Genomic DNA, 25,489 nt, shown 5'->3' with positions numbered 1-25,489 from the left:
ACGGGAGAGTGGACGCGTGTCCGCAGACAGACCCAGACCGATACGGCGCGGCCTCGTGCTGCGCGCCGCTGTCGCGGCAGCCGTCACCGGCGCCGTGGTGGCAGGCGCCGCGGCGCTCCCGAACGGCGGCGGACCGGACCAGGGCCCCGCCCCGGTCGCGGCCGACCAGCCGCTGGTCACCGAGCAGCAGGCCATGGCCTCCGCGAAGGACAGCGGCAAGCGGGCCGAGGTGGTCGGACTGCGCACCGAGCGCAGGGAGATCTTCGCCGAGCCCGACGGCACCTTCACCGCCCGCGAGTACACCGAGCCCGTCCGCACCGTCCAGGGCGGCAAGTGGGTCCCGGTCGACCCGGCGCTCGTCAAGCGCGCCGACGGCACCTGGGGGCCGAAGGCCGCCACCGTCGACCTGGCCTTCTCCGCCGGACAGGCGGGCAAGCCCTTCGTCACGATGCGCCGCGCGGGCCGCGAGTTCGCCCTGACCTGGCCGTACGGCAAGCTGCCCGCGCCCAGCGTCGACGGCGACACCGCCACCTACGCCGAGGTCCTGCCCGGCGTCGACCTGACCGTACGGGCGGAGGCGGACGGCTTCGGCCATCTGATCGTCGTCAAGACGCCCGAGGCCGCGGCCGATTCCCGGCTGGCCCGGCTCGACCTCGGCATGACCACCGACGGCCTGAAGGTCGCCGAGGACGCCACCGGCGCGATCCTTGCGGAGGACGCCGTCGTCGGCGGCACCGTCTTCCAGGCCGGCAAACCCACCATGTGGGACTCGGCCGCGGTCGAGGAGAGCGCCGCCCGCAAGCAGGGCCCGAAGGCGGTCGCCAAGGCGCTGAAGTCGGCGACGGCCGGCGCGGCCGACGCGAGCGCCGCCACCCCTGGACCGGAGGCGGCCCCCGAGCCCGCCCTCGACGGTCCCGGCGGCGGTGGCCGCGTCGCCCCGCTGGGCGTCGAGGTCGGCAGGGACAAGCTGAGCCTCGTCCCCGACCAGAAGCTCCTCAAGGGCGAGAACACGGTCTTCCCGGTCGTCATCGACCCGATCCAGCGCACCACCTCGCGCACCGCCTGGACCGGCGTCATGTCCGGCATCCCCAGCGAGCAGGACTGGAAGTACTCGGGCAGCGCGGGCGTCGGCAAGTGCCCCACCGACTACAACCCGGTCTCCTGCAACGGCGTCGGCTCCCGGCGCGTGATGTTCACGATGCCGCTCTCCTTCTACAAGGGGAAGCAGATCCTCGGCGCGACCTTCTCCGCCCGCGTCGAGCACATCTACAGCGCCTCCCCGACCGCCGAGCCCATCCAGCTCTACCGGATCGGCGGCGCGAACTACAGCCTCACCTCGTCCAGCAACTGGTCCAACACCTCGGACGACTGGGACGACTATCTCCAGACCGTCGACAAGGCGATCTCCCCGACCTCCTGCTCCAGCCAGGCCAACCTGCACTTCGAGAGCAGTGCCACCGGCGAGCTGACCAGCGAGATCAAGACGGCCGCCGCGGGCGGCTGGAACGCGATGACGCTGGGCCTGCGCGCGGCCGACGAGTCCCGCTTCGCCGAGTGGAAGCGGATCTGCGGCAACGCCTACCTGTCGATCAAGTACAACAACCTGCCCCGGCAGATCAAGATCTCGGACATGTCCACGGACCCCGGCGGCGTGTGCAAGTGGGGCGCGGGCCGTGCCACCACCGACGTCCCGCCGAAGCTCCAGGCCATCGCGAGCGACCCCGACCACGGCAACGGCCAGACCGACAAGGTGAAGGTCCAGTTCAAGGTGGAGTGGGGCGGAACCACGCCCGGCTCGTACACGTACACCAGCCCGGACTGGCTCTCCCCGACGACCGGCACCAAGTTCGTGCACACCGTGAAGTCGTCGATCCCGCAGAACACCCCCATCTACTGGAGCGCGCGGGCCTACGACGGTGACGGCTACGGCCCGTGGAGCTCGGACGGCGACACCCCGCAGCGCTGCGAGTTCACCTACGACAAGACCTGGCCCGGCAAGCCGCTCGTGCTGTCCAAGCAGTACCCGTCCGACACCGTCTACCACGACGGCGTCGGCACCTACGGCACCTTCACGTTCTCGCCGAACCCGAACGACGCCATCCCGGACAACGACGTCGTCAAGTACCAGTACTCCTTCAACGGTGCGGCGATGACCACCCTCACCCCGGCCTCGCCGGGCGGTTCGGTCTCCCTCCAGTGGCTGCCGACCCGTTCCGGACGCCAGGTGCTGGAAGTCGTCGCCATCGACAAGGCGGCCCACGCCAGCCACACGCCGTACGACTTCCTGGTGAGCGAGGGCAGGCCGGTCGTCGCCCAGTGGAACCTGGCCGACCAGGCCGGTGACACCGAGGCGCACGACGAGAGCGGCGAGTTCTCGGCGACCGCCGGCACCGCCGTCACCTTCGGCGCGGACGGCCCCGGCGGCAAGGTCGACAAGGCGGCCCGCTTCGACGGCAGCACCGAGTCCTACCTCGACGCCAGCGAGACCGTGCTGGACACCGCGAAGAGCTTCAGCGTCAGCGCCTGGGTGCGGCCCACCGCCCTCGACAAGGACATGACGGTCGTCAGCCAGGACGGCACCGGCGAACCCGGCTTCACCCTCGGCTACGACGCCACCGCGAAGACCTGGAAGTTCGCCGTCCCGGTCAACGACGTGGACTCGCTCGGCGAGTGGAAGGCCGTCTCCACCGGCATCACCGTGGTCAAGGACCAATGGGTCCTGCTGACCGGCGTGTACGACGCGCAGAAGACCGGCGGCCCGCAGCTCCAGCTCTACATCAACAAGGACCTGAAGGGTTCGGCCACCCGGCGTTCCGTCTGGAAGTCGTACGGCCCGCTGCAGATCGGCCGCTCGACGGCCAAGAGCGGCTACCGCGACAACTTCGTCGGTGACCTCGCCGAGGTCCGCGTCTTCGACCGTCTCCTGCCGGCGGCCCAGGTCGCCGAGCTGATGACCATCAAGCCGGAGCGCAAGGGCTACTGGCAGCTGGACCAGGCCACCAACGGCTCGGTGACGGAGACCGGCGGCGGCCAGGCGCTGACCCTGGCGGGCAACGCCTCCATCTACCGCCCGGCCGACCCGCTGTTCGACACCGCCGCCCTGGTCGGCGACGGCAACCTCGTCCTGGACGGCGACGGTGACTACGCGTCCACCGCCACCGCCCCGGTCACCGGCACCAGCAGCTTCACCGTGACCGCCCGCGCCCAGCTCACCTCGCTGGACCCGGAGAAGTCACAGACGGTGCTGTCCCTGCCGGGCGCCAACGCCAACCGCGTCCAGGTCCGCTACCAGGCCGCCACCGGGCAGTGGGAGCTGGCGGTGGCGAAGACCGACGTGGCCGCCCCCTCGGTCGTCACCTTCACCGACGACCAGGAACTGCCCGACACCGGCGGCTCCGGCCAGCACCTGGCGGTCGTCTATGACGCCTTCGCCAACTCGATCCGCCTGTACGTCGAGGGCCAGCTCGTCGGCGGAGCCTACGGCACGGACAGCACCCTGTGGTCCGCCACCGGCGGTCTCCAGGTGGGCCGTTCACTGCGCGGGGCGAGCGAGTACTTCGCCGGCGCCATCGACGAGGTCCGCGTGTACAGCGGCGCGGCCGACCCGGTCGCGGTGCAGCAGATGGCCGCGCTGACGGCCGTCACCGACATGTGACAGGGCGTCATCTCTGAGGTGTGCCGGGTCCGTAAAGGGCCCGGCACACCTGTCCTGTCCGCGTTCCTTCCCTCTCTCTTCATGACTCTCCCGTCATGACCTTCCCCCTACGATCAGGGAGTTGCCGGATGTTCTTCCGTGGCCGCTCACTGAGCCGCCGCATGCCCAGACAGACGCTGGCCGTGACAGTGATGGGACTTTCCCTCGCGCTGTCCGCCTCGTCGGTCCAGGCAGTGGCGCTCGACGACGGTGACCGGGGCCGCACCAGCCGCCCCGGCGTCCAGGACGACGGGGATCCCGCCAAGGGATCCGACGCCAGAACGAAGAAGCGCCCCTCCGACCCGGCGCGCAAGGCCGCGGTCAAGGGCCTCGACAAGGCGGTGTGGCCGAAGCAGGGCGGCGCCGAGATAGCCGTCGGCGCGGCCACCGCGACCGAGGCCGGCGGCCTGCCGGTCAAGGTCGCCAAGGCGAAGGCCGAGGCGGCGACGGCGGCGGGCAAGGTCCGCGTCGACGTCCTCGACCCGAAGCGGGCGGCGCAGCTCGGTGCCGGCGTGCTGCTGGGCGTGGAGCGTGCCGACGGCGCGGCCAAGGCGGCCAAGGTCCGCCTGACCGTGGACTATTCGGAGTTCGCCGAGGGCTTCGGCGGCTCCTACGCCTCGCGTCTCCAGCTCGTCCAGCTTCCCTCCTGTGCCACGATCGCCGTGCCCGGCAGCAAGGCGTGCCCGGAGCAGCCCAAGGTGCTGCCCACGGTCAACGATCTGAAGACGGGCACCGTCTCCGCCGACGTGACCGCCGCGCCCGCCCCGGCCGAGGGCGTGTCCACCATGGCGGGCGAGGCGACCTCCCTGGTCGCCGTCGCCGCCGGCCCCTCCAGCGCCCAGGGCACCTACAAGGCCACGGCCCTCGCGCCGTCGTCGAGCTGGAGCGTCGCCACCTCCTCCGGCGCGTTCAACTGGAACTACCCCTTCCGCTCCGTGCCGACCCCGGGCGGCCTGACGCCGACCGTCGGCCTCGGCTACTCGTCCCAGTCGGCGGACGGCCGCACCTCGGCCACCAACAACCAGGGCTCGTGGATCGGTGAGGGCTTCTCCTACGACGCCGGCTACATCGAGCGCCGCTACAAGCCCTGCTCCGACGACGGCCACTCCGGTTCGGCCGAGCAGTGCTGGGCGTTCGAGAACGCCACGGTCATGCTCAACGGCTCCGCCGGCGAGCTGGTCAAGGACGACACCACCGGCAAGTGGCACATGTCGTCCGACGACGGCAGCAAGGTCGAGAAGCTGACCGGCGCCACCAACGGCGACAACGACGGTGAGCACTGGCGCATCACCACCTCGGACGGCACCGAGTACTACTTCGGCCAGAACCGCCTTCCGGGCTGGGCCACGGGCAACGAGGAGACCAACTCCACCTGGACCGCGCCGATCTTCGGCGACGACTCCGGCGAGCCCTGCTACAACGCCACCTTCACCAGCGCCCACTGCCAGCAGGCCTGGCGCTGGAGCCTCGACTACGTCAAGGACAGCCACGGCAACGTGATGTCCTACTTCTACGACCGCGAGACCAACTACTACGCGCTCAACGGCAAGACGGACGTCAACGGCACCGCCTACCACCGCGGCGGCTACCTCAAGCGCATCGACTACGGCCAGCGCGACGGCCAGGTCTACGCCGCCAAGGCGCCGGCCCGGATCGTCCTCAACACCGCCGAACGCTGCCTGCCCACCGCCGACTTCGACTGCGCGGAGAGCAAGCGGACCACCGCCAACGCCTCCCACTGGCCGGACGTCCCGGTCGACCAGGAGTGCAAGGCGAGCACGAAGTGCACCGTGCCCGTCCAGACGTTCTTCACCACCAAGCGGCTGACCTCGGTCGTCACGCAGATGCGCAAGGACGCCACGACCTACCAGGACGTGGACGCCTGGACGCTGACGCACCTGTTCACCGACAACGGTGACGACTCCAAGACGCTGTGGCTGTCGAAGATCGAGCACGAGGGCCGCGCCGGTACGGCGATCAAGCTGCCCTCCGTCGACCTGTTCGGCGAGCAGCTCGCCAACCGCGTCGACGCGATCGGCGACAACATCGCGCCGTTCTACCGGTTCCGCCTCTCGATGGTCCTCAGCGAGACCGGCGCCCAGCTCGACGTCAACTATGCGCCGACGGACTGCACCAAGGCCTCGCTGCCCGCGCCGGGTGAGTCGACCAAGCGCTGCTACCCGGTGAAGTGGGCCCCGCCGGGCTATGTCGACCCGATCACGGACTGGTTCCACAAGTACGTCGTGTCGGCGGTCATCGAGACCGACCGCACCGGCGGCAGTGACGGCATGGTCACCCGCTACGACTACCAGGGCGACGCGGCCTGGCGTAAGGCGAAGCCGGACGGTATCACCGACGCCAAGTACCTGACCTGGGGCGGCTGGCAGGGCTACGGCAAGGTCAAGGTCACCAGCGGCACGGCCGACGTGCAGAAGACCCGCGTCGACTACACGTTCATGCAGGGTATGGACGGCGACAAGGACGCGGCGGGCAACGCGCGTTCGGTGACGGTGAAGGACTCGACGGGGGCGTCGTTCTCCGACGACGAGGAGTTCACGGGTCACCAGTTGGAGGTCGTCACCTACGACGGTGCCAAGCTGATCTCCAAGTCCATCCAGACCCCGTGGAAGCACTACACCGCCACCCAGACCCAGAGCTGGGGCACGAACCGCGCGGTGATCGTGCGCTCGCAGACCGGCCGCGGCTTCAATCTGAAGGCAGACGGCACCTGGCTGGAGACGAAGTCCACCACGACGTACGACACCTCCAACGGCACCGGCCGGGTGCTGACGGTCGACGACCAGGGTGACGTCTCCACCACCAGGGATGACAGCTGCACTCGCACCACGTACGTGGACAACACGGCGAAGAACCTGCTCGCGCTGCCCTCGCGCAGCGAGTCGGTGTCCGTGAAGTGCGCGACGACGCCCGACCGTAAGACGCAGGTCCTGGCGGACGAGCGCACCTCGTACGACAACCTCGCCTTCGGCGCCGCGCCCACCAAGGGTGACGCGACGAAGACCGAGCGCATGACGTCGCACAACGGCACCACGGCGACATACCAGGTCACCGGCACCACCACCTACGACGCCTTCGGCCGCCCGCTGTCCCAGAAGGACGCCAAGCAGCAGGGGACGACGCAGGAGACGAAGACCGCCTACACCGAGACCAACGGCCTGCTGACGAAGACCGTCGTCACCAACGCCGCCGGTCACGTCACCACCACCGACTACGCCCCCGCCTGGGGCATGTCCAAGGGCCAGACCGACCCCAACGGCAAGCGGACGGACCTCGCGTACGACGCCATGGGCCGGCTGACGTCGGTGTGGCTGCCGGACCGAGTGTCGACCCAGACGCCGAGCATCAAGTACTCGTACAACGTCCGCAAGGACAAGGTCACCTCGATCAAGACCGAGAAGATCGAGAACGACGGTAGCTACGGCGCCGAGTACCAGTTGTACGACAGTATGCTGCGATCCCGTCAGATGCAGACGGAAGGGCCTGACGGCACCCGGATGGTCGCCGACACGTGGTACGACGGCACCGGGAACGTCAAGAAGACCAACTCCACCTACAACGCCTCCGGCCCTGCCGCGGACGAGCTGCTGCTCGTGTCCAACGGCCAGGTCGGTGCGCAGAGCCTGATGGAGTACGACGGCCTCGGCAGGCCGACCGCGCAGATCTTCGCCGTCGGCGGCGGCGAGCAGTGGCGCACCGCGACGCGGTACGACGGCGAGCTCACCCATGTCGACCCGCCGGTCGGCGGCGTGCCGACCACGACCGTCACGGACGGTCAGGGCAACACGTCGGAGATCCGGCACTACCGCGGAGCCTCGCCGAACGTCGGGGTGCCCTACGAGTCGACCAAGTACACGTACACCGTGGCCGGCCAGCTGGAGACCGTCACGGACTCCCAGGGCAACGTGTGGCGGTACGAGTACGACCAGCTGGGGCGCCAGACCAAGTCCATCGACCCTGACGCGGGTACCTCGCGCACGGAGTTCGACGAGTTGGACCGCCCGGTCGCCGCCTATGACGGCCGGAACAAGAAGACCTCCACGGTCTACGACAACCTCGGCCGCGTGCTCTCGACCTGGCAGGGCGACCCGAACACCGGTACCAAACTGACGGAGACCAAGTACGACAAGGCGGGGTGGCTGGGCCTGGCCTACGGCTACCTGAGCTACGTCTCGCCGACGGAATATTTCGCCGTCGCGGTCCAGTCGGTGGACGACTTCTACCAGCCGCTGAAGACCGCTTACCAGATCCCCGCGTCGCAGGGGTCACTGGCCGGCACGCACGTCTTCACCACGTCGTACAACCGGGACGGATCGGTCCAGAGCAGCGGCCTGCCCGCCATCGGTGATCTGCCTGCGGAGGCGGTCACCTACACGTACGACTCGCTCCAGCGGCCGATGACGATGACGGGCAGTGACTCCTACGTCACCAACACCGTCTACTCCGGGGTCAGCCAGGTCCAGCAGATGGAGCTGTCCACGGGCAGCGGCAAGAAGGTGTGGCAGACCTACAACTACGAGAAGGGCACCAACCGGCTGACCCGCTCGGTGGTCGACGTCTATGGCGGGACCGCACCGGCCAAGGACTCCAGGTACTCCTACGACCAGGCCGGCAACGTCCTGTCCATCGCGGACACCGCGAACTCCGCCTCGCCGGACGTGCAGTGCTTCGCCTACGACACCCGTCAGCGGCTGAAGGACGCCTGGACGCCCGGGGCCACCGCGACGAGCGCGGCCGGCATGGGCACTCGCGGCTCCGCCATCCCGGTGGAGGGCACCGGCCCGACGGCCTGTGACTCCGCCGCCGGGGCGACCTCCCTCGGCGGTCCGGCCCCCTACTGGAAGTCGTACGAGACCGACGCCATCGGCAACCGTGTCTCCGAGATCAACCACGACACAGGGCTGGACGCGGCGAAGAACATCACCCGCAGCTACGAGTACGGCGGCGCGGGCGCCCTGGGCGATGGACCGCACCAGGTCACCAAGGTCGTCGAAAAGACCCCGACCGGGGACAGGCAGTCGTCGTACGAGTACGACGACGCGGGCAACACCACCAAGCGCACCATCGGCGGCAACGCCCAGGTCCTCAACTGGAACGACTCCGGTCAGCTCACGGAGGCCACCGAAGCGAGCGGTTCGAAGACCAGCTACCTCTACGATCCGACCGGCACGCGGGTACTGCGCAAGGACCCCTCCGGCACGACCGTCTACCTGCCCGGCACCGAGCTCAAGCTCTCCGCCGACGGTACGAAGACGGAAGCCACCCGCTACTACACCTACCTGGACCAGACCGTCGCGGTGCGTACCGCCGGCAAGGTCTACTTCCTTGGATCCGATCACCACGGCACCGGCGAACTCGCCATCGACGCCGCGACCGGAACCCTGTCCCAGCGGCGTTTCGACCCCTACGGTGTCGACCGCGGCGAGAAGACCGGAACCTGGCCGGGGGAGAAGGGCTTCGTCGGAGGCACGATCGACTCCTCGACAGGGCTCACACATCTGGGAGCACGGGAGTACGACGCCCAGATCGGCAAGTTCATATCAGCCGATCCGGTCATCGACGTGACGCAGCCACAGCAGATCAACGGCTACGCGTACGCAAACAACTCCCCGGTCACGCACGCCGACCCCAGCGGCATGATCATCCCGGAGTGCCGGGAGGGTCTGATCGAGTGCCGAGGTGGCCAGCCGTACTTCCCGAAGACCAAGGAGGAAGAGGCGCAGTCGGACTACGACAAGGCGTCCTGGAACGTCACGCAGGCACAGGGACAGCAGTCCGCGGCCAAGCAGCGCATCAAGTCCGCGGGCAAGGCCCTGGTCAAGATCGCGCGGGACATCCTCGGGGTCGACGCGGCCCTGGACTGCATCTCCACCGGTGACGTCGGCGCCTGCGGCGAGACCCTGCTCAACATCGCGGGCAGCTTCGCAGGCGGCCTCGCGGGCAAGATCCTCGCCAAGTACGGGGCACCGTGGAACTGGGCCAAGGGCATCAAACTCGCCAAGAAGGTGACCGGTCTGGTCGGCGACCTGATCGGCGGAGCCAAGGACCTGTGGAAGTCCAGCAAGGCGGTGGGCAAGGCCCAGGCCGGGCTGGCCAGGGCGGGAGACAAGCTCAAGGACGCCAGGAAGAAGGCTGCCGAGGCCCTCAAGAAGCGGAAGAAGAACGAGGAGGGCGGCTCCTGCCCGGTCAGCGGGAAGCACAGCTTCCTGCCCGGCACGAAGGTGCTGCTCGCCAACGGCGAGACCGAGCCGATCGAGAAGGTGAAGCTCGGCGACAAGATCACCGTCACGGACCCGGTCACGGGGAAGACGACGGTGCGCGAAGTCGTGGGCACGATCGTCACCGAGGACGACAAGCACTTTGTCGACCTGACCGTCGAGGACCGGTCCGGCACGTCCGAGGACCTGGTCTCCACCACGACACATCCGTTCTGGGTGGACTCCGAGCAGGCCTGGATCGAGGCCGGCGACCTTGAGCCGGGTATGCGGCTGCACACGGTGGACGGCAGCCCGGTCACCCTTACGGCCGTCAGCGCGTTCGACAAGCGGCAGCGCACGCACGACCTGACCGTCGAGGACGTGCACACGTACTACGTGTACGCGGGAGGCGTCTCCCTGCTGGTGCACAATTGCGGTGAGAACGACGGTGATTCCGACCCGCTCATGGACGCGGTGCAGTCCGTGGCGGACGAGGCGTCGCAGATCAAGAAGAACAAGGAACGGCCGGCTGTCTCGGAAGGGATCCAGCTGTCGGACGGTACGGTCATGGCCAGTACCAGCATCCGCGGCGCCAAGGTGCGGGTGCACCCCGCCGTGCAGTCTGTCCTGAACACGATGGCCTCGCACGCCACCAGGGGCAAGGGACACGGTCAGTGCGGACTCGTGGTGTGTGTGTCGCAGGCGCTGTTCGCCGGCAAGAGTCCCACCGGGGCCAGAGGCGCGGCGGTGACGATCCGCAACGACGTGAACCACGAGAAGCACGGAATGCCCATCGGCCCGTGCAACAGCTGTGCTGCCTTGGTGGAGCACTTCGACATCGACTTCGTGACGTGAGGGAGACACGAGACCGGTGAGGAGGAAATGGTGAGGCACGATTCCGGATCGGGCCGAGGACGGCGGAGAAGATGGAGAACCTGACGGAAGAGATCGAGCGCGCCCTGTCAGCCGTCGGATGGCGGCCCGGCAGGCGGGTTTCGACCAGCGAGTGGCAGAGCCGTCTGGAGGCCTCCGGAGAGGTCACCATGCACGAGAGGGCCCGCCGGTTCCTCGCGGAGTTCGGTGGACTGTCCTTCCCACACGCGGGCACCGGCATCTCGATGGCTCGTCAGCCGTTCGACCTCGACCCTCTGCTGTGTCTGGGGGAAGAGGGACGGTTCGCCGAGTGGAGCGACGAGAGCGGAGAGAACATCTTTCCGGTCGGGGAGTTCGACGAAGGCCGGGGAGGTTTTCTCGGCATCGACGAGAAGGGCATGCTCTACCAGGTCGTCGACACGTTGAGCCGCTTCGCGGAGGATCGGGCGGGGTTGGAGTGCCTGATTCTCGGAATCGCTCCGGAGCCGCTCCTCGACTGAGCGGTTGAGCTGCCTGCTCCAGCAGGCTGAGGACCGGGGCCCGGTTTGACCCCTCAAGCCGGGCCCCGTAACCTTGACCGTCGGCGTGTCGAGTGGCACGCCACATCCCCGTAAACCTCTTCCTTCCGGACGCCGGTCTGCCGGTGGCCGGGAGAGGTCGCCCGTGTTTCCTGCCCGGGTGGCTGGCCTGCGGGGGTGCCGTTCTCCGAGCGAAAGAGAGACCCGCGTGTACGCCATCGTGCGCAGCGGTGGTCGCCAGCACAAGGTTGCTGTCGGCGACATCGTTGAGGTTGACAAGATTTCCACTGCCAAGGTTGGCGACACGGTCGAGCTCTCGACCCTGCTCGTGGTCGACGGCGAGGCTGTGACCAGCGACCCGTGGGTGCTGGCCGGCATCAAGGTCCAGGCCGAGGTCGTGGATCACCACAAGGGCGTCAAGATCGACATCCTTCGCTACAAGAACAAGACCGGTTACCGCCGTCGTCAGGGCCACCGCCAGCAGTACACGGCGATCAAGGTCACTGAGATCCCCGCGGCTGCGAAGTAAGGGACTGAGGAGACATGGCACACAAGAAGGGCGCATCGTCCACCCGGAACGGTCGCGACTCCAATGCCCAGCGGCTCGGCGTGAAGCGCTTCGGCGGTCAGGTCGTCAACGCGGGTGAGATCCTGGTCCGCCAGCGCGGCACCCACTTCCACCCCGGCTCCGGCGTCGGCCGCGGCGGCGACGACACGCTGTTCGCGCTCCTGCCCGGTGCGGTGGAGTTCGGTACGTTCCGCGGCCGCAAGGTCGTGAACATCGTTCCGGTCGCCTGATCTCAGGCTTACCGGGAACGCTTCGCGAGGCGGACCTCACTTCCCTTTCGGGAAGGCGGGTCCGCCTTTCGCGTGTTAGCACAGGTAACACCCGTACATCACGTACATCACTGGAGGCACCAACCATGACCACCTTCGTGGACCGCGTCGAGCTGCACGTCGCCGCGGGTAGCGGAGGCCACGGCTGTGCCTCCGTCCACCGTGAGAAGTTCAAGCCGCTCGGCGGCCCGGACGGCGGCAACGGCGGCCGCGGCGGGGATGTCATCCTCACCGTGGACCAGTCAGTGACCACGCTGCTCGACTACCACCACTCCCCGCACCGCAAGGCCACCAGCGGCAAGCCCGGTGAGGGCGGCAACCGCTCCGGCAAGGACGGCCAGGACCTGGTCCTGCCCGTGCCGGACGGCACCGTCGTTCTCGACAGGGCGGGCAACGTCCTCGCCGACCTGGTCGGCCACGGCACCTCCTTCGTCGCCGCCCAGGGCGGTCGCGGCGGTCTCGGCAACGCGGCGCTGGCCTCGGCCCGCCGCAAGGCGCCCGGCTTCGCGCTGCTCGGTGTGCCCGGCGACGCGCACGAGATCGTGCTGGAGCTGAAGACCGTCGCCGACGTGGCGCTGGTCGGCTACCCGAGCGCCGGGAAGTCGTCGCTGATCTCGGTGCTCTCTGCGGCCAAGCCGAAGATCGCCGACTACCCGTTCACCACCCTGGTCCCGAACCTCGGTGTCGTCACCGCCGGCTCGACCGTCTACACCATCGCCGACGTGCCGGGTCTCATCCCGGGCGCCAGCCAGGGCAAGGGCCTCGGCCTGGAGTTCCTGCGCCACGTCGAGCGGTGCAGCGTCCTCGTGCACGTCCTGGACACGGCGACCCTGGAGTCCGAGCGCGACCCCCTCTCCGACCTCGACACCATCGAGGAGGAGCTGCGGCAGTACGGCGGCCTCGGCAACCGTCCGCGTGTCGTCGTCCTGAACAAGATCGACGTACCGGACGGCAAGGACCTCGCGGAGATGGTGCGGCCGGATCTGGAGGCGCGCGGTTACCGCGTCTTCGAGGTGTCCGCGGTGGCGCACATGGGGCTCAAGGAGCTGTCGTTCGCGCTCGCCGACATCATCGCCAAGGCGCGCGCCGCCAAGCCCAAGGAAGAGGCCACGCGGATCGTGATCCGGCCCAAGGCCGTGGACGACTCGGGCTTCACCGTCACGCGGGAGGAGGACGGTCTCTTCCGGGTCCGCGGCGAGAAGCCCGAGCGCTGGGTCCGCCAGACCGACTTCAACAACGACGAGGCCGTCGGCTACCTCGCCGACCGCCTCAACCGGCTCGGTGTCGAGCAGGAGCTGATGAAGGCGGGCGCCCGCAACGGTGACGGCGTCGCCATCGGCCCCGAGGACAACGCGGTCGTCTTCGACTGGGAGCCGACCGTGACGGCCGGCGCCGAGATGCTCGGCCGCCGAGGCGAGGACCACCGCTTCGAGGCCCCGCGGCCCGCCACCACGCGCCGCCGCGACCGCCAGGCCGAACGCGACGAGGCGACCCAGGAGTTCGAGGGCTTCGAGCCCTTCTGAGCCGCCGGCTCCCCAAGGAGCTGACAGAGACCCGTCACGGCATCCGCCGCGGCGGGTCTCTCTTTGGTTCGCTGCTTGTCATGAACGCGAGATTCTCCGTTCAGTCCCCTGACCAGGTGTGCATGCCACCTTCCTTGTGTCGAAGTCCCCGGCGACGCAAGGGAGTTCACCGATGCCTGCTGGACAGATGCCTACCGGACAGACGCCTGCCGGACAGACGCCTGCCGGATCGAACGGATCCGCGTCCCCCGGCCGCCGCCGCTTCCTCGCCGTGGGTGCCGCCGCCGTCGGTGCCGCCGCCTCCGCCCAGTTGTGGCTTCCGGGGGCCGCGCGGGCCGCCGAAGCCCCGCTCCCCGAAGGGGTGTTCAGCCTCGGCGTCGCCTCCGGCGACCCGCTGCCCGACGGCGTCGTGCTGTGGACCCGGCTGGCCCCCGAGCCGCTGGCCGGCGGCGGGATGCCCGACCGGGTGTTCCAGGTCGAGTGGGAGATCGCGCAGGACGAACGGTTCCGCACCGGCGTACGACGGGGCACCGCCCAGGCCCGGCCCGAGTACGGGCACAGCGTTCACGTGGACGTACGGGGCCTGCGGCCGGGCCGCGTCTACTGGTACCGCTTCCGCGCCGGCGGCCGGCTCTCCCGCGTCGGCCGCACCCGCACCGCACCCCAGCCGCTCAGCTCGCGCACCCCCCTGCGCCTGGCGCTCGCCTCCTGCCAGAACTGGCAGCAGGGCTACTTCACGCCGTACGCCGACATGTACGCGCAGGATCCCGACGTGGTCCTCTTCGTCGGGGACTACATCTACGAGTCGGCGCCCTCGGCGACGGCGCTGCGCCGGCACGAGGGGAGCGGGGAGCCGTACAGCCTGGCGCAGTACCGCAACCGGTACGCGCAGTACCGCGGCGACCCCGATCTCCAGCGGATGCACGCCCACGTGCCCTGGGTGGTCACCTTCGACGACCACGAGGTCGACAACGACTTCGCGGGGGAGATCCCGCAGGACCCCGACAAGCAGACGCACGCCGCCTTCGTGAACCGGCTGACGGCCGCCTACCAGGCGTACTACGAGCACATGCCCGTCCGCGCCACCGCGATCCCGAACGGACCCCACATCCGCATGTACCGCCGCTTCCGGTTCGGCCGGCTGGCGCGGCTCAACGTGCTGGACACCCGGCAGTACCGCAGCGACCAGGCCACCGGCCAGGCCGGCGCCCACGACCCGTCGCTCACCATGCTCGGCGCGGAGCAGAAGCGATGGCTGCTCGACTCGCTGCACGGCTCGGACGCCCGCTGGAACCTCGTCGCCTCACAGATCATGATGGCCGAGACCGACCTGCTGCCCGGCGTGGGCAAGAAGTGGTACTACGACGCCTGGGACGGCTACCAAGCCGAACGCAACGCCCTGCTGGCCGAGTTCCGGCGGGTCCGCAACCCCGTCGTGCTCACCGGCGACCGGCACCTCACCATGGTCAGCGACCTGCGCGAGGACTTCGCCGACCCGGCCTCCGCCGTCGTCGGCGCCGAGTTCGTCGGGGCGTCGGTCTCCAGCGGCGGCGACCAGGACCAGGCCGCCTTCCACGCCCAGTGGGACCCGCTGAAGGGCGACAACCCGCACTGGAAGCTGATCGACGCCCACCGCGGCTACCACCTCTTCGACATCCGCCCCGACGCCGTCGAGGCGCGGGTGCGCGTCGTGGACACCGTGCGCAAGCCGAAGGCGACGGCCCGCACCCTGGCGACGCTGCGTGTGAGCGACGGCAGGCCCGGCGTACGGCCGGCGTGACGCGCCGCTGGGGGAGAGGGGAGCCCGGGACCCGTCGGGGTCCCGGGCTCCCCTCGCTCTCGCGGGACCGAGACGCTCGCCGAGACCGAGACCGAGACCGAGACCGAGACCGAGACCGAGACCGGGACCGGGACGCTCGCCGAGACCGAGATGCTGCGGAATCTGTGGAATCTTCGGAATCTGCGGAATCTGCGGAATCCCCATAGGGAATTCCGTGGCCGTGATCTCCCCGACGCGCCGTATTCCACGCCGGTCCGCAACGGCGCCGTCATACCTATGAAGAACACGTGCGGCCCCACCGCGCGGGACGTGAAGATCTCCACACCGGCCGGGCGGCTCAAGCCCAGGCGCCGTACGGGTCGCTCGCGGCGCCGGCCGTGGGATGCCGCCTCGAACGACTGCGGTGCCGGTGAGCCGCAATCCCGTCACTCTCGGCAATCCGTTACCGTCTGTGCGGTTACTCACAGGATTTAACGAGATGATCCGAGGACGGTACACCCGCGTCCGGTCAATCACCCACGCCGTAAGGTTCACCCCGCACCGCAAGATGAATGACAGGTAGCGCTCACATATGCGCTGAACGGCGCTCACCTTGCATCGCGGTTACCGAAAGTGGGAGCATTTCCCCGTCCCTGTCGCCCCGAGGTAGGTCACCCGTGTCCCAGCGCATAGCCAAGCCCCGTACCACCGCAGTGATCCTGGCCGGTGGCACCGGCCAGCGGGTGGGTCTGTCGATCCCGAAGCAGTTGCTGAAGATCGCCGGCAAGGCCGTCATCGAGCACACGCTGACCACCTTCGAGCAGGCCGACTCCATCGACGACATCATCGTGCTGATGGCGCCGGGCTATGTGCCGGACATCGAGAAGATCGTGGCCAAGGCCGGGTTCAAGAAGGTCTCCCGCATCATCGAGGGCGGCACCACCCGCAACGAGACCACCGAGCGGGCCATCACCGCCCTCGGCGAGGGCCTGGCCGAGGGAGAGGACGTCAACGTCCTCTTCCACGACGCCGTACGCCCCCTGCTCTCGCAGCGCGTCATCGACGACTGCGTCGCCGCCCTGGACCGCTACCAGGCCGTCGACGTCGCCATCCCGTCCGCCGACACCATCATCGTCACCCGCACGCACGGCGACGACGGCGAGTTCATCACCGAGATCCCGGACCGCTCCCGGCTGCGCCGCGGGCAGACCCCGCAGGCCTTCAAGCTCTCCACCATCCGGCGGGCCTACGAGGTCGCGGCGGGCGACCCCAACTTCCAGGCCACCGACGACTGCACCGTCGTCCTGCGCTACCTGCCGGACGTCCCGATCCACGTGGTGGCGGGCGACGAGTACAACATGAAGGTCACGCAGCCCGTCGACGTCTTCATCGCCGACAAGTTGTTCCAGCTCGGCTCCACCGCCGCGCCCGAGCAGATGAGCGAGGAGGCCTACCGCGAACTCCTCACCGGCAGGACACTCGTCGTCTTCGGCGGCTCCTACGGCATCGGCAAGGACATCGCCGAACTCGCCGAGTCCTACGGCGCCACCGTCTACGCCCTCGGCCGCTCCACCACGAACACCCACGTGGAGAACCCGGAGGAGGTCGACGACGCGCTGTCCAAGGCCTACGCCGAGACCGGCCGCATCGACTACGTCGTCAACACCGCCGGCGTGCTGCGCATCGGCAAGCTCGCCGAGACCGACAACGCGACCATCGAGGAAGCGCTGAAGGTCAACTACCTGGCACCGGTGCAGATCGCCCGTTCCGCGTACAAGTACCTCTCCGAGACCAAGGGTCAGCTGCTGCTGTACACCTCCAGCAGCTACACCCGCGGCCGCGCCGAGTACAGCCTCTACTCCTCGACCAAGGCCGCCATGGTGAACCTCACCCAGGCCCTGTCCGACGAGTGGGCGGGCGACGGCGTCCGCGTCAACTGCGTCAACCCGGAGCGCACCGCCACGCCCATGCGCACCAAGGCCTTCGGCCAGGAGCCGGCCGGCACCCTGCTCTCCTCGGAGGCTGTGGCCCGCACCTCCCTCGACGTCCTGCTGTCCGAGCTGACCGGACACGTCATCGACGTCCGCCAGCAGGACCCGACCGCCGACGCCTCCCGCGCCTCAGGCTTCGAGCAGGCCTTGGCCGGCGTGCTCGACCGACAGGACGGCGTGGCATAATCAACCGCCATTAGCCTTGAAATTCAGGCCTCTGTGGCTTCCTGTTTACGGGATATTCACAGAGGCCTGAATCCGTAAAACTCTGGAAACCTTCACAAAGTATTTTCTGGACTTTTCGGATTCACTGACCGGCCCCCTCCCAGAGCAGGTTTCTCCGTGATAACGACCGCTATTCGCGTCGCCCGGGTGGGCAGCGTGGCCGAGCTGGCCGCGGCGGCCCTCATGACGCTGGGCTTCCCCTGCCTCATGCTGGCCGCGCTCGTCCCGAGCGTCCCCGCCTTCGCCGCCGCGGCCGCAGTGACCTACCTTGCGGACCTCTACCTCCACCGCAAGGGCAGCTACCTCATCAGCCTGCTGGGCAAGGTGAGAGCCGGGCTGTCGATCCGCTTCCTGGTCAGAGAACTGCTGCTGATCGTGCTCCTGTCCCGGCTCGAACTCTCGGAGGAGCCGGGCTTCTACGCCGCGATCGCCTGCTTCACGGTCTTCTTCGGACTCCAGGCCCCGCACGGCGCGCTCGTCACGCTGATCGGCAACCGCCGCCAGATGCCGGTCGTGACCCGCAACGTCGACCTGGTCTCCCGTCTGCCCATCGCCGACGCCCCGCCGCGCCTCCTGCTGCGCCGGGCCGGCCTGAAGATGCTCCACCTCGACCTCGCGGCCATGACCGGCCTGCTCGTGTACGCCGTCACCGAGAGCGAGCCCGCGGCCTTCGCCGGAGCCGGCGCCACCCTCGGCCTCGGCGCCCTGTACGTCCTCGCGCTGATGCCGTACCTGCGCGCGAAGCGGGTCCCGCCGAAGGCCGACAAGGTACTCAAGACCGTCAGCGCCTGGCTGCGCGAGTACCGCCCGGAGACGGTGCTGTACTTCTCCGGCTCCGCCGACTCCGCCTACCAGGTCAACATGTGGCTGGAGACCATGGAGCAGCTGGAGTCCCGCCCGCTGATCATCCTGCGCGAGCGCGTCATCATGGAGAAGATGGCGCCCACCACGGTCCCGGTCATCTGCGTGCCCGGGGGGGTGCACCTGATGAACATGGACCTCTCCATGGTGCGGGTCGCGTTGTACGCGGCCAACGTCGGCAAGAACATCCACCTGCTGCGCGTACCCACGATGAAGCACGTCTTCATCGGCCACGGCGACAGCGACAAGCTCGCCAGCGTCAACCCGTTCAGCAAGGTGTACGACGAGGTGTGGACCGCCGGCCGCGCGGGCCGCGACCGTTACGCCATCGCCGACGTCGGCATCCGCGACGAGGACATCGTCGAGGTCGGCCGCCCGCAGCTCGCGCCCATCGAGCCCTGGCAGGGCACGCCGCAGGACTCGATCCCGACCGTGCTGTACGCGCCCACCTGGGAGGGATGGGACGACGACCCGGGCAACACCTCGATCCTGCTGGCCGGCGTGAACATCGTGAAGAAGCTGGTCACGGCCGAACCCCCGGTCCGTGTCCTGTACAAGCCGCACCCCTTCACCGGCAGCCGCAGCGCCAAGGCCCGCGCCGCGCACCAGCGGATCACCGCCCTGGTCAAGAAGGCCGCCGCGGAGCGCGCCGCCGACCCCCGTTTCACCGCGGACCCGGCCGCCCAGGCGAAGGCCAAGGCCGAGCTGACCCGCCTCAAGGCCCGCCTCGACGGGCTCTCCCTCGCCTTCGACGAGAAGGCCGACGAGGCGGTGACGAGCCGCGACGGCCTGGTCGACATGCGCAAGCACCAGGAGGCGGCCCGGCTGCGCACCGACTGGAACGACGCCTACTGGCGCTCCTTCCCGTCGTACGAGCACCGCGTCATCACGGGCACCGAGCCGCGGCTGTACGACTGCTTCAACGCCTCCGAGGCGATGGTCTCGGACATCTCCAGCGTGGTCTCCGACTTCATCGCCAGCGGCAAGCCGTACGCCGTCACCGACTCGGCGGAACTGGGCGCGGAGGAGTTCCGGCGGCAGAACACCGCGGTCCGCGCGGCCGTGATCCTCACCAACGACGCCGCCGGGGTGGAGCAGTTGCTCGACGCCGTCCGCGACCCGTCCGCCGATCCGCTGGCCGCGGACCGCAAGGAGCTGAAGGAGTATCTGCTCGGCCCGGACGCGCCGACCTCCATCGAGCGGTTCGACGCCGCGATCGCCGACCTCGCGCTGAAGGCCGAGGCCCGCAACGTGGGCCAGGCGTCGCACGTCGTCGCCGCGGCCGGCGAGGCGGAACTGGCGGAGGGCGGCGTGACGGCGTGACGGCGTGAGGCCTGACGGCCTGACGGCGCTCTGTACGGCGCTCTGTGTGAAAGCGGCTCGGCCCCCGGAGAGGGAATCTTCCGGGGGCCGAGCCGTTTCCGTAGGCTGTGACGCGGCACACACTCAGAAGCACTGGTAACGCAAGCAACCCCTTTCTGTAATCCCCCGTCTATCGGGTTGCCAGATGATCGACCAGGGGGAAAACCGTGCGTGGCGAGGGGGAGAAGTGACCGTGGCGGAGCCCGATGTCAGCGTGATCATCGGGGCGTACGAAGCGATGCCGTACCTGGTCGAATGTCTGGCATCGGTGGAGGCGCAGTCGCTGGACCCGGCGCGCATCGAGGTGATCGCGGTCGACGACGGCTCCACGGACGGCAGCGGCGACTGCCTGGAGGAGTTCGCCGCCCGCGTCCCCATGGCGGTCACGGTGATCCGCCAGGAGAACTCCGGCGGCCCCAGCGGCCCGCGCAACGTCGGCCTGGCCAAGGCCACCGGCCGTTACGTCTTCTTCCTCGACGCCGACGACCGGCTCGGGCCCGAGGCCCTGGAACGCATGGTCGCGATGGCCGACCGCAACGGCACGGACGTGGTCCTCGGCCGCGTCGAGGGCGTCGACCGCAAGGCGCCCCGGTCGATGTGGGGCAAGACCCTCGAACGTACGGACGTCTTCTCCTCCAACATCAAGTTCACCCTCAGCGCGCAGAAGCTGTTCCGCCGCGCGCTGCTGGAGCGGCACGGCATGCACTTCGACGAGTCCCTGTGGACCGGCGAGGACGCGGTGTTCACCATGGAGGCCTATCTGCGGGCCGACGGCGTCTCCGTGGTCGCCGACTACACCTGCTACTACCTGGTGGGCCGCAGCGACGGCAAGCACGTGACCAAGAGCGGCAGTTACACCCTGCGCTTCGACTCCGCGCGCGCCCTGACTGAGCTGATCGCCCGGATGCTGCCGCCCGGCGCCAAACGGGACGTGCTCATGGTCCGTCCGTTCCTGGTGACCCTGCTGCCGCAGTTCGGGCCGGTCTTCCTCAGGAACGACGAGGACATCCGGCGCACCAAACTCGAACTGGCCAAGCCGCTGATGGACGCCTACTGGAACGAGGGCGTCTCCCACCGGCTCAAGGTCCATGAGCGGCTGCGCCTGCACCTGGTCGCCGAAGGACGGGCCGATCTCCTCGCGGACGTCATCGAGTTCATCAGGGACAAGCGCGAGCCCGACCCCGTCCTGGAGAAGCGCGGCACCCGGCTGTACCTCGCCTACCCGCACTTCCGGGACCGCGCGGCCGGGATCCCCGACCGCGTCTACCTCGCCGAACCCCGCGAGGCAAAGGCATTCCCGGGCTGGCGTCAGGGCCCGACCGAGTCCTTCCTCCGCAGAGCGGCCCGCAAGGTACGGCGCAAGCTGCGGCGCCTGACGGTGCGCAGGACGGCGGCGGTGTGAGGCGTGGCTGCGGCACCGTCGGAGGCGCGGGCTTCGGCCGTGTGCAGGGCCTAGGCCTCGGCCGCTCCCGCTGCCCCTGGTGCGGCTTCGGCTACTTCGACGGCTTCAACGCCCGCCGCAGCGGCTTTCCCACTGCGCGCCGGGCCCGCCGGTAGATCGACGGGGTCACCATCGCGGCCTTGGCCGCGACCTTGGCGCCCGCCCGGTTCCTGGCGAGCTCCCGCTTCAACTCCGCGTTGTGCGCTTCCACTTCGCCGATCCGCTGCTGCAGCCACCCGAACCGGCTCGTCAGCGAGGCGAGGTCCGCGTCGTTCCAGGGCCGCACCCCGGCGGGGAAGGTCAGCGACCGGAGCTTCTTGTCGAAGGCCGCGCCGCCGTCGCCGTGCGTGAAGGTGTTCTGCAGGCCGTTCTTGTCGAGGAAGCCGGTGAACCGCTCGAAGCGCTCCCGGTGGTTGCCGGTCAGCGGCCCGAAGTCGGCCTCCTCGTAGAGGTCGGCCGGGTCGAGGTCCGCGGGCACCTCGCTGAGCAGCCGGTGCGGGATCTCGAAGTACCGGCACAGCTCCAGCGTGCGCGAGTCGAACGCCAGTACGGTCGCCGGTGTACCCGCCAGCAGTGCCGCGATGTTGCCGTGGATCCGTGAGCCGAACGAGTAGTCGAAGTCGCGCAGATCGTCCATCCAAGTGACCGGGTCCATGTACACCCGGACCTTGTCCTCCCGGTACATCGGGTGGTTGGGATGAGTCGGCATCTGCGTCACCCGGCCGGCCGAGGAGTTCACGTCCCGCCAGTACAGCTGCTTGGCGTCGGTGAGGTTCTGGCCTATGTACCGCAGGTTCGGGTAGTGAGCGTGGGTCCGCGTGATGATCCGGTGCAGGCCCCCGCTGCGTACCGCCGTGTGCGAGCCGTTGACGCCTATCCGCGACTCCGGCGTGAGCGACGGCACCCGCTTCTCCACCGTGAGCCGGTCGCCGTGCAGGAACATCGACGGGCAGCCGATGACCTCGACGTCCCGGAAGCCCATGTCGGTGAGGTACTTCTCGGTGAACTCGCCCCGCACCCCGATGGACGCGCTGTGCTCCAGCACCGCCGAGCAGAACGCCCGCACCGTCGGCTCCATGGCCTTCAGTCGTGCGGTGTCCTGGTCGATGCCCGCCTGTGCGCCGACGCCCAGCACCACGACCGGGATCCTCAGCTTGTTGATGAGCCGCGTCAGCCGCTGGAGCGCCGGCTCGAACGTCGGCCGGAAGGCGTTGGCGAGCGGTACGACGAAGGCGTCGTACTCCTCGTTGATGCGACCGGCCGCGGCCACCTCGGTCCGCATGCTGTTCGAGACCACCTCGGTGTCCGGGGTGGTCAGGATCTTGTGGGCGGCATCGCTGAAGATCAGGTTGCCGGAGTTGGTGGCGATCACGTCGCGGTGCAGGGCTTCCTCGACGGGGAGTACGTCGAAGGGGCTCTTCCCCGATCTCAGGAGTATGCGCTTCACACCGCGAACTTTAGGTCACGCAAACTTCAAAGGAAATTTCGGATCTCTTCAAATTTCCTATGGAACCTGTGCAACCTCTTTGCCGTACGCAAATCGTGAACCAACCCTCACACAGGGTGACCGTCCCGGCACGTGAAACCCCGGCGCGCCCCGCGCCACCGTTCGCGTAGATTGCCTGACGGGCAGCCATGGACCTACACAAGGGGACGAAGAACAAGGTGGCAGGGGCAAGGCAGGCCGTGCGCGAGGCCCGCAGGATCGTCGTCAAGGTGGGTTCCTCCTCGCTGACCACGGCCACGGGCGGCCTGGACGCCGACCGGGTGGACGCGCTGGTCGACGTCCTCGCCAAGATCCGCAGCGGCGGGGAGCGGGAGATCGTCCTGGTCTCCTCCGGTGCCATCGCCGCCGGACTCGCACCACTGGGCCTGCGACGCCGCCCCAAGGACCTCGCCCGCCAGCAGGCCGCGGCCAGCGTCGGCCAGGGCCTCCTCGTGGCCCGCTACACCGCCTCCTTCGCCCGCTACGGCGTCCGTGTCGGCCAGATCCTGCTCACCTCCGACGACATGAGCCGCCGCGCCCACCACCGCAACGCCTCGCGTACCGTCGACAAGCTGCTGTCGATGGGGGCCTTCCCGATCGTCAACGAGAACGACACCGTCGCCACGGACGAGATCCGCTTCGGCGACAACGACCGGCTCGCCGCCCTCGTCGCCCACCTCGTCCACGCCGACCTCCTCGTGCTCCTCTCCGACATCGACGGCGTGTACGACGGCAACCCCAGCAAACCCGGCACCTCACGCATCGCCGAGGTGCGCGAACCCGCCGACCTCGACGGCATCGAGATCGGCAGCGCCGGCAAGGCGGGCGTCGGCACCGGCGGCATGGTCACCAAGGTCGAGGCCGCCCGGATCGCGGCCGCCGCCGGCATCCCCGTCGTCCTCACCGACACCGTCCACGCGGCCGACGCCCTCTCGGGCGGCGACACCGGCACCTACTTCCACGCCACCGGCAAGCGCTCCGCCGACCGGCTGCTCTGGCTCCAGCACGCGTCCACCCCACAGGGCTCCCTGACCCTGGACGAGGGCGCCGTACGGGCGGTCGTCGAGCGCCGCACCTCGCTGCTGCCGGCCGGCATCGCCGCCGTCGAGGGCGACTTCAACGCGGGCGACTCGGTCGAACTGCGCGACGGCTCCGGGCACGCCGTGGCCCGCGGCCTCGTCAACTTCGACGCCAAGGAGATCCCCCAGCTGCTCGGCCGCTCCACCCGCGAACTGGCGCGCGAACTCGGCGCCGAGTACGAGCGGGAGGTCGTCCACCGCGACGACCTGGTGATCCTGCACCCCTGAGGGTGCCGCCTCCGGCGCACAGTCGAACGGCCGCACCCGCCGACGCTCGAACGGTCCGTACCGGTGGGGGACGTTCCGTGAAACGGCCCCACGGAGCGGTGCGGCCTGCTCAACTTTGTGTCTGGGACATGTTCCGCACACGAGCGCCGCGTAAAGGAGGCCGTCGTGAGACGAGTGCGCCCTGGGGTGGCAGCGGCCCGTGGGAGTGCCGGCGGCGCGACTCCGGCTGCATCGAGCCCGGCTGCCTCACGACCGGCTGTCTCACGCCCGGCGGGTGAGGAACGCGCCCTGACGAGCGTGGCGGCCGGGGAGAACTACCGGGAGCGGCAGGAGGAGGACGGCCAGGAGCGGACCCGCCCCGCGGACCTGCCCCGTCTGTGGCACGTCACCCTCAGCGTCTCCGGCGAGGAAGCCGACCTCAGAGAGGTGCGGCGCGCGCTGGAACAGCTCGCCCACGACCACCCCTTCCTCCTGACCAGCCGCTACGCGGTCGACCACGCGGAGATCCGCTACTGGGAGGAGGCCCGCGACCTGCACGACGCGGCCGCCGTCGCCCTGCGCCTGTGGGGCGAGCACCGCCAGACGGCCGGGCTGCCGCCGTGGGAGATCGTCGGCCTGGAGGTCATCGACCGCCAGACCTACCACCTGCGCATCGCCGAGGGCTACGGCCCGGCCCCGGCGACACCGGTCGGGGTCCACCCCTACTGACGGGCCCGGCAGGTGCCCCGAGCGGCGCCCCGGCAGAGGTCCCCGCCACTGTCCGACCGGCGTCCGGGCAGGTGTCTCGCGCTGTGGAACGAGCCATGAGGGGGTCCGCGCCGCGCACTACCCTTTCCCTATGACCACGCTCTCGCCGTACGACGCCCTTTCCCCGGTCACCCAGGCCGCCTACCGCGCCAAGGCCGCCGCCGCCGACCTCGCGCCACTGCCCCGGGCCGCCAAGGACGACGCGCTGCTCGCCATCGCGGACGCGCTGGAGGTCCGTACGAGCGAGATCGTCGAGGCCAACGCCAGGGACATCGCCAAGGCCCGCGAGGCCGGCACCAGCGAGGCGATCGTCGACCGGCTCACCCTCACCCCGGAGCGGATCCGCGCCATCGCCTCCGACGTGCGCGACGTCGTCGCCCTCCCCGACCCCGTCGGCGAGGTCGTGCGCGGCTCCACCCTCCCCAACGGCATCGACCTGCGCCAGGTCCGGGTCCCGCTCGGCGTGGTCGGCATCGTCTACGAGGCCCGGCCGAACGTGACCGTCGACGCCGCCGCCCTCTGCCTGAAGTCCGGCAACGCGGTCCTGCTGCGCGGCTCCGGCTCCGCCTACGAGTCCAACAGCGCCCTCGTCCGGGTGATCCGCGACGCCGTCGGCGGCGCCGGACTGCCCGCCGACGCCGTCGCGGATC

Annotated in this window: 14 protein-coding genes; 13 read left to right on the top strand and 1 reads right to left on the bottom strand. The window is 69.4% G+C overall.

Annotated elements, in window-relative coordinates:
• Positions 1 to 16: 16 nt before the first annotated feature.
• The 10 genes from BZL64_RS01330 (at position 17) to BZL64_RS01285 (ending at position 21,260) form a co-directional block, all read left to right on the top strand.
• Positions 17 to 3,655, top strand: coding sequence for a LamG domain-containing protein (locus BZL64_RS01330; RefSeq protein ID WP_143662937.1), 3,639 nt, complete (start codon positions 17 to 19; stop codon positions 3,653 to 3,655).
• A 161-nt stretch (positions 3,656 to 3,816) separates the two neighbouring features.
• The gene (locus BZL64_RS01325) at positions 3,817 to 10,764 is read left to right on the top strand and encodes a polymorphic toxin-type HINT domain-containing protein (protein WP_143662935.1); all 6,948 of its coding nucleotides are present in this window, start codon (positions 3,817 to 3,819) and stop codon (positions 10,762 to 10,764) included.
• A gap of 71 nt (positions 10,765 to 10,835) precedes the next feature.
• Positions 10,836 to 11,282 carry an SUKH-3 domain-containing protein gene (locus BZL64_RS01320; protein WP_086765156.1) on the top strand — a complete coding sequence of 149 codons (447 nt, stop codon included), beginning with the start codon at positions 10,836 to 10,838 and terminating at the stop codon, positions 11,280 to 11,282.
• 226 nt (positions 11,283 to 11,508) lie between these two features.
• Positions 11,509 to 11,829, top strand: a complete 321-nt coding sequence (gene rplU / locus BZL64_RS01315) for a 50S ribosomal protein L21 (RefSeq protein WP_030601628.1) — start codon at positions 11,509 to 11,511, stop codon at positions 11,827 to 11,829.
• A gap of 14 nt (positions 11,830 to 11,843) precedes the next feature.
• Positions 11,844 to 12,098 (top strand): 50S ribosomal protein L27, encoded by a 255-nt coding sequence (rpmA, locus tag BZL64_RS01310; RefSeq protein WP_073793698.1) that lies wholly within the window; start codon positions 11,844 to 11,846, stop codon positions 12,096 to 12,098.
• Between the two features lie 125 nt (positions 12,099 to 12,223).
• On the top strand, positions 12,224 to 13,660 hold the full coding sequence (gene obgE, locus BZL64_RS01305; RefSeq protein WP_086765153.1) for a GTPase ObgE: 1,437 nt from the start codon (positions 12,224 to 12,226) through the stop codon (positions 13,658 to 13,660).
• 187 nt (positions 13,661 to 13,847) lie between these two features.
• Positions 13,848 to 15,440 (top strand): alkaline phosphatase D family protein, encoded by a 1,593-nt coding sequence (locus BZL64_RS01300; protein WP_086765150.1) that lies wholly within the window; start codon positions 13,848 to 13,850, stop codon positions 15,438 to 15,440.
• Positions 15,441 to 16,096: 656 nt separating this feature from the next.
• Complete coding sequence (locus tag BZL64_RS01295) at positions 16,097 to 17,596, top strand: bifunctional cytidylyltransferase/SDR family oxidoreductase (RefSeq protein WP_086765148.1); 1,500 nt, start codon at positions 16,097 to 16,099, stop codon at positions 17,594 to 17,596.
• Positions 17,597 to 17,752: 156 nt separating this feature from the next.
• Entirely contained in the window at positions 17,753 to 19,819 is a 2,067-nt protein-coding gene (locus tag BZL64_RS01290; protein ID WP_244205134.1) for a hypothetical protein, read from the top strand.
• Between the two features lie 226 nt (positions 19,820 to 20,045).
• The gene (locus BZL64_RS01285; RefSeq protein ID WP_086765142.1) at positions 20,046 to 21,260 is read left to right on the top strand and encodes a glycosyltransferase family 2 protein; all 1,215 of its coding nucleotides are present in this window, start codon (positions 20,046 to 20,048) and stop codon (positions 21,258 to 21,260) included.
• A 91-nt stretch (positions 21,261 to 21,351) separates the two neighbouring features.
• Here BZL64_RS01285 and BZL64_RS01280 read toward each other — a convergent pair whose 3' ends face one another.
• Positions 21,352 to 22,746, bottom strand: a complete 1,395-nt coding sequence (locus tag BZL64_RS01280; RefSeq protein ID WP_086765139.1) for a polysaccharide pyruvyl transferase family protein — start codon at positions 22,744 to 22,746, stop codon at positions 21,352 to 21,354.
• Positions 22,747 to 22,985: 239 nt separating this feature from the next.
• Between BZL64_RS01280 and proB the strand changes: the two genes are divergently transcribed.
• The 3 genes from proB to BZL64_RS01265 form a co-directional block, all read left to right on the top strand.
• Entirely contained in the window at positions 22,986 to 24,092 is a 1,107-nt protein-coding gene (proB, locus tag BZL64_RS01275) for a glutamate 5-kinase (protein WP_086765135.1), read from the top strand.
• A 165-nt stretch (positions 24,093 to 24,257) separates the two neighbouring features.
• Complete coding sequence (locus BZL64_RS01270; protein WP_086765131.1) at positions 24,258 to 24,800, top strand: hypothetical protein; 543 nt, start codon at positions 24,258 to 24,260, stop codon at positions 24,798 to 24,800.
• 130 nt (positions 24,801 to 24,930) lie between these two features.
• The coding region (locus BZL64_RS01265; RefSeq protein WP_143662933.1) for an aldehyde dehydrogenase family protein at positions 24,931 to 25,489 on the top strand (559 nt) is incomplete at its 3' end.

This window comes from Streptomyces bobili (genome assembly GCF_002154575.1).
GTDB classification, from domain to species: Bacteria; Actinomycetota; Actinomycetes; order Streptomycetales; family Streptomycetaceae; genus Streptomyces; species Streptomyces bobili.
Note: the sequence above shows the minus strand (reverse complement) of the source record. Positions and strands in the feature narration are given on the sequence as shown.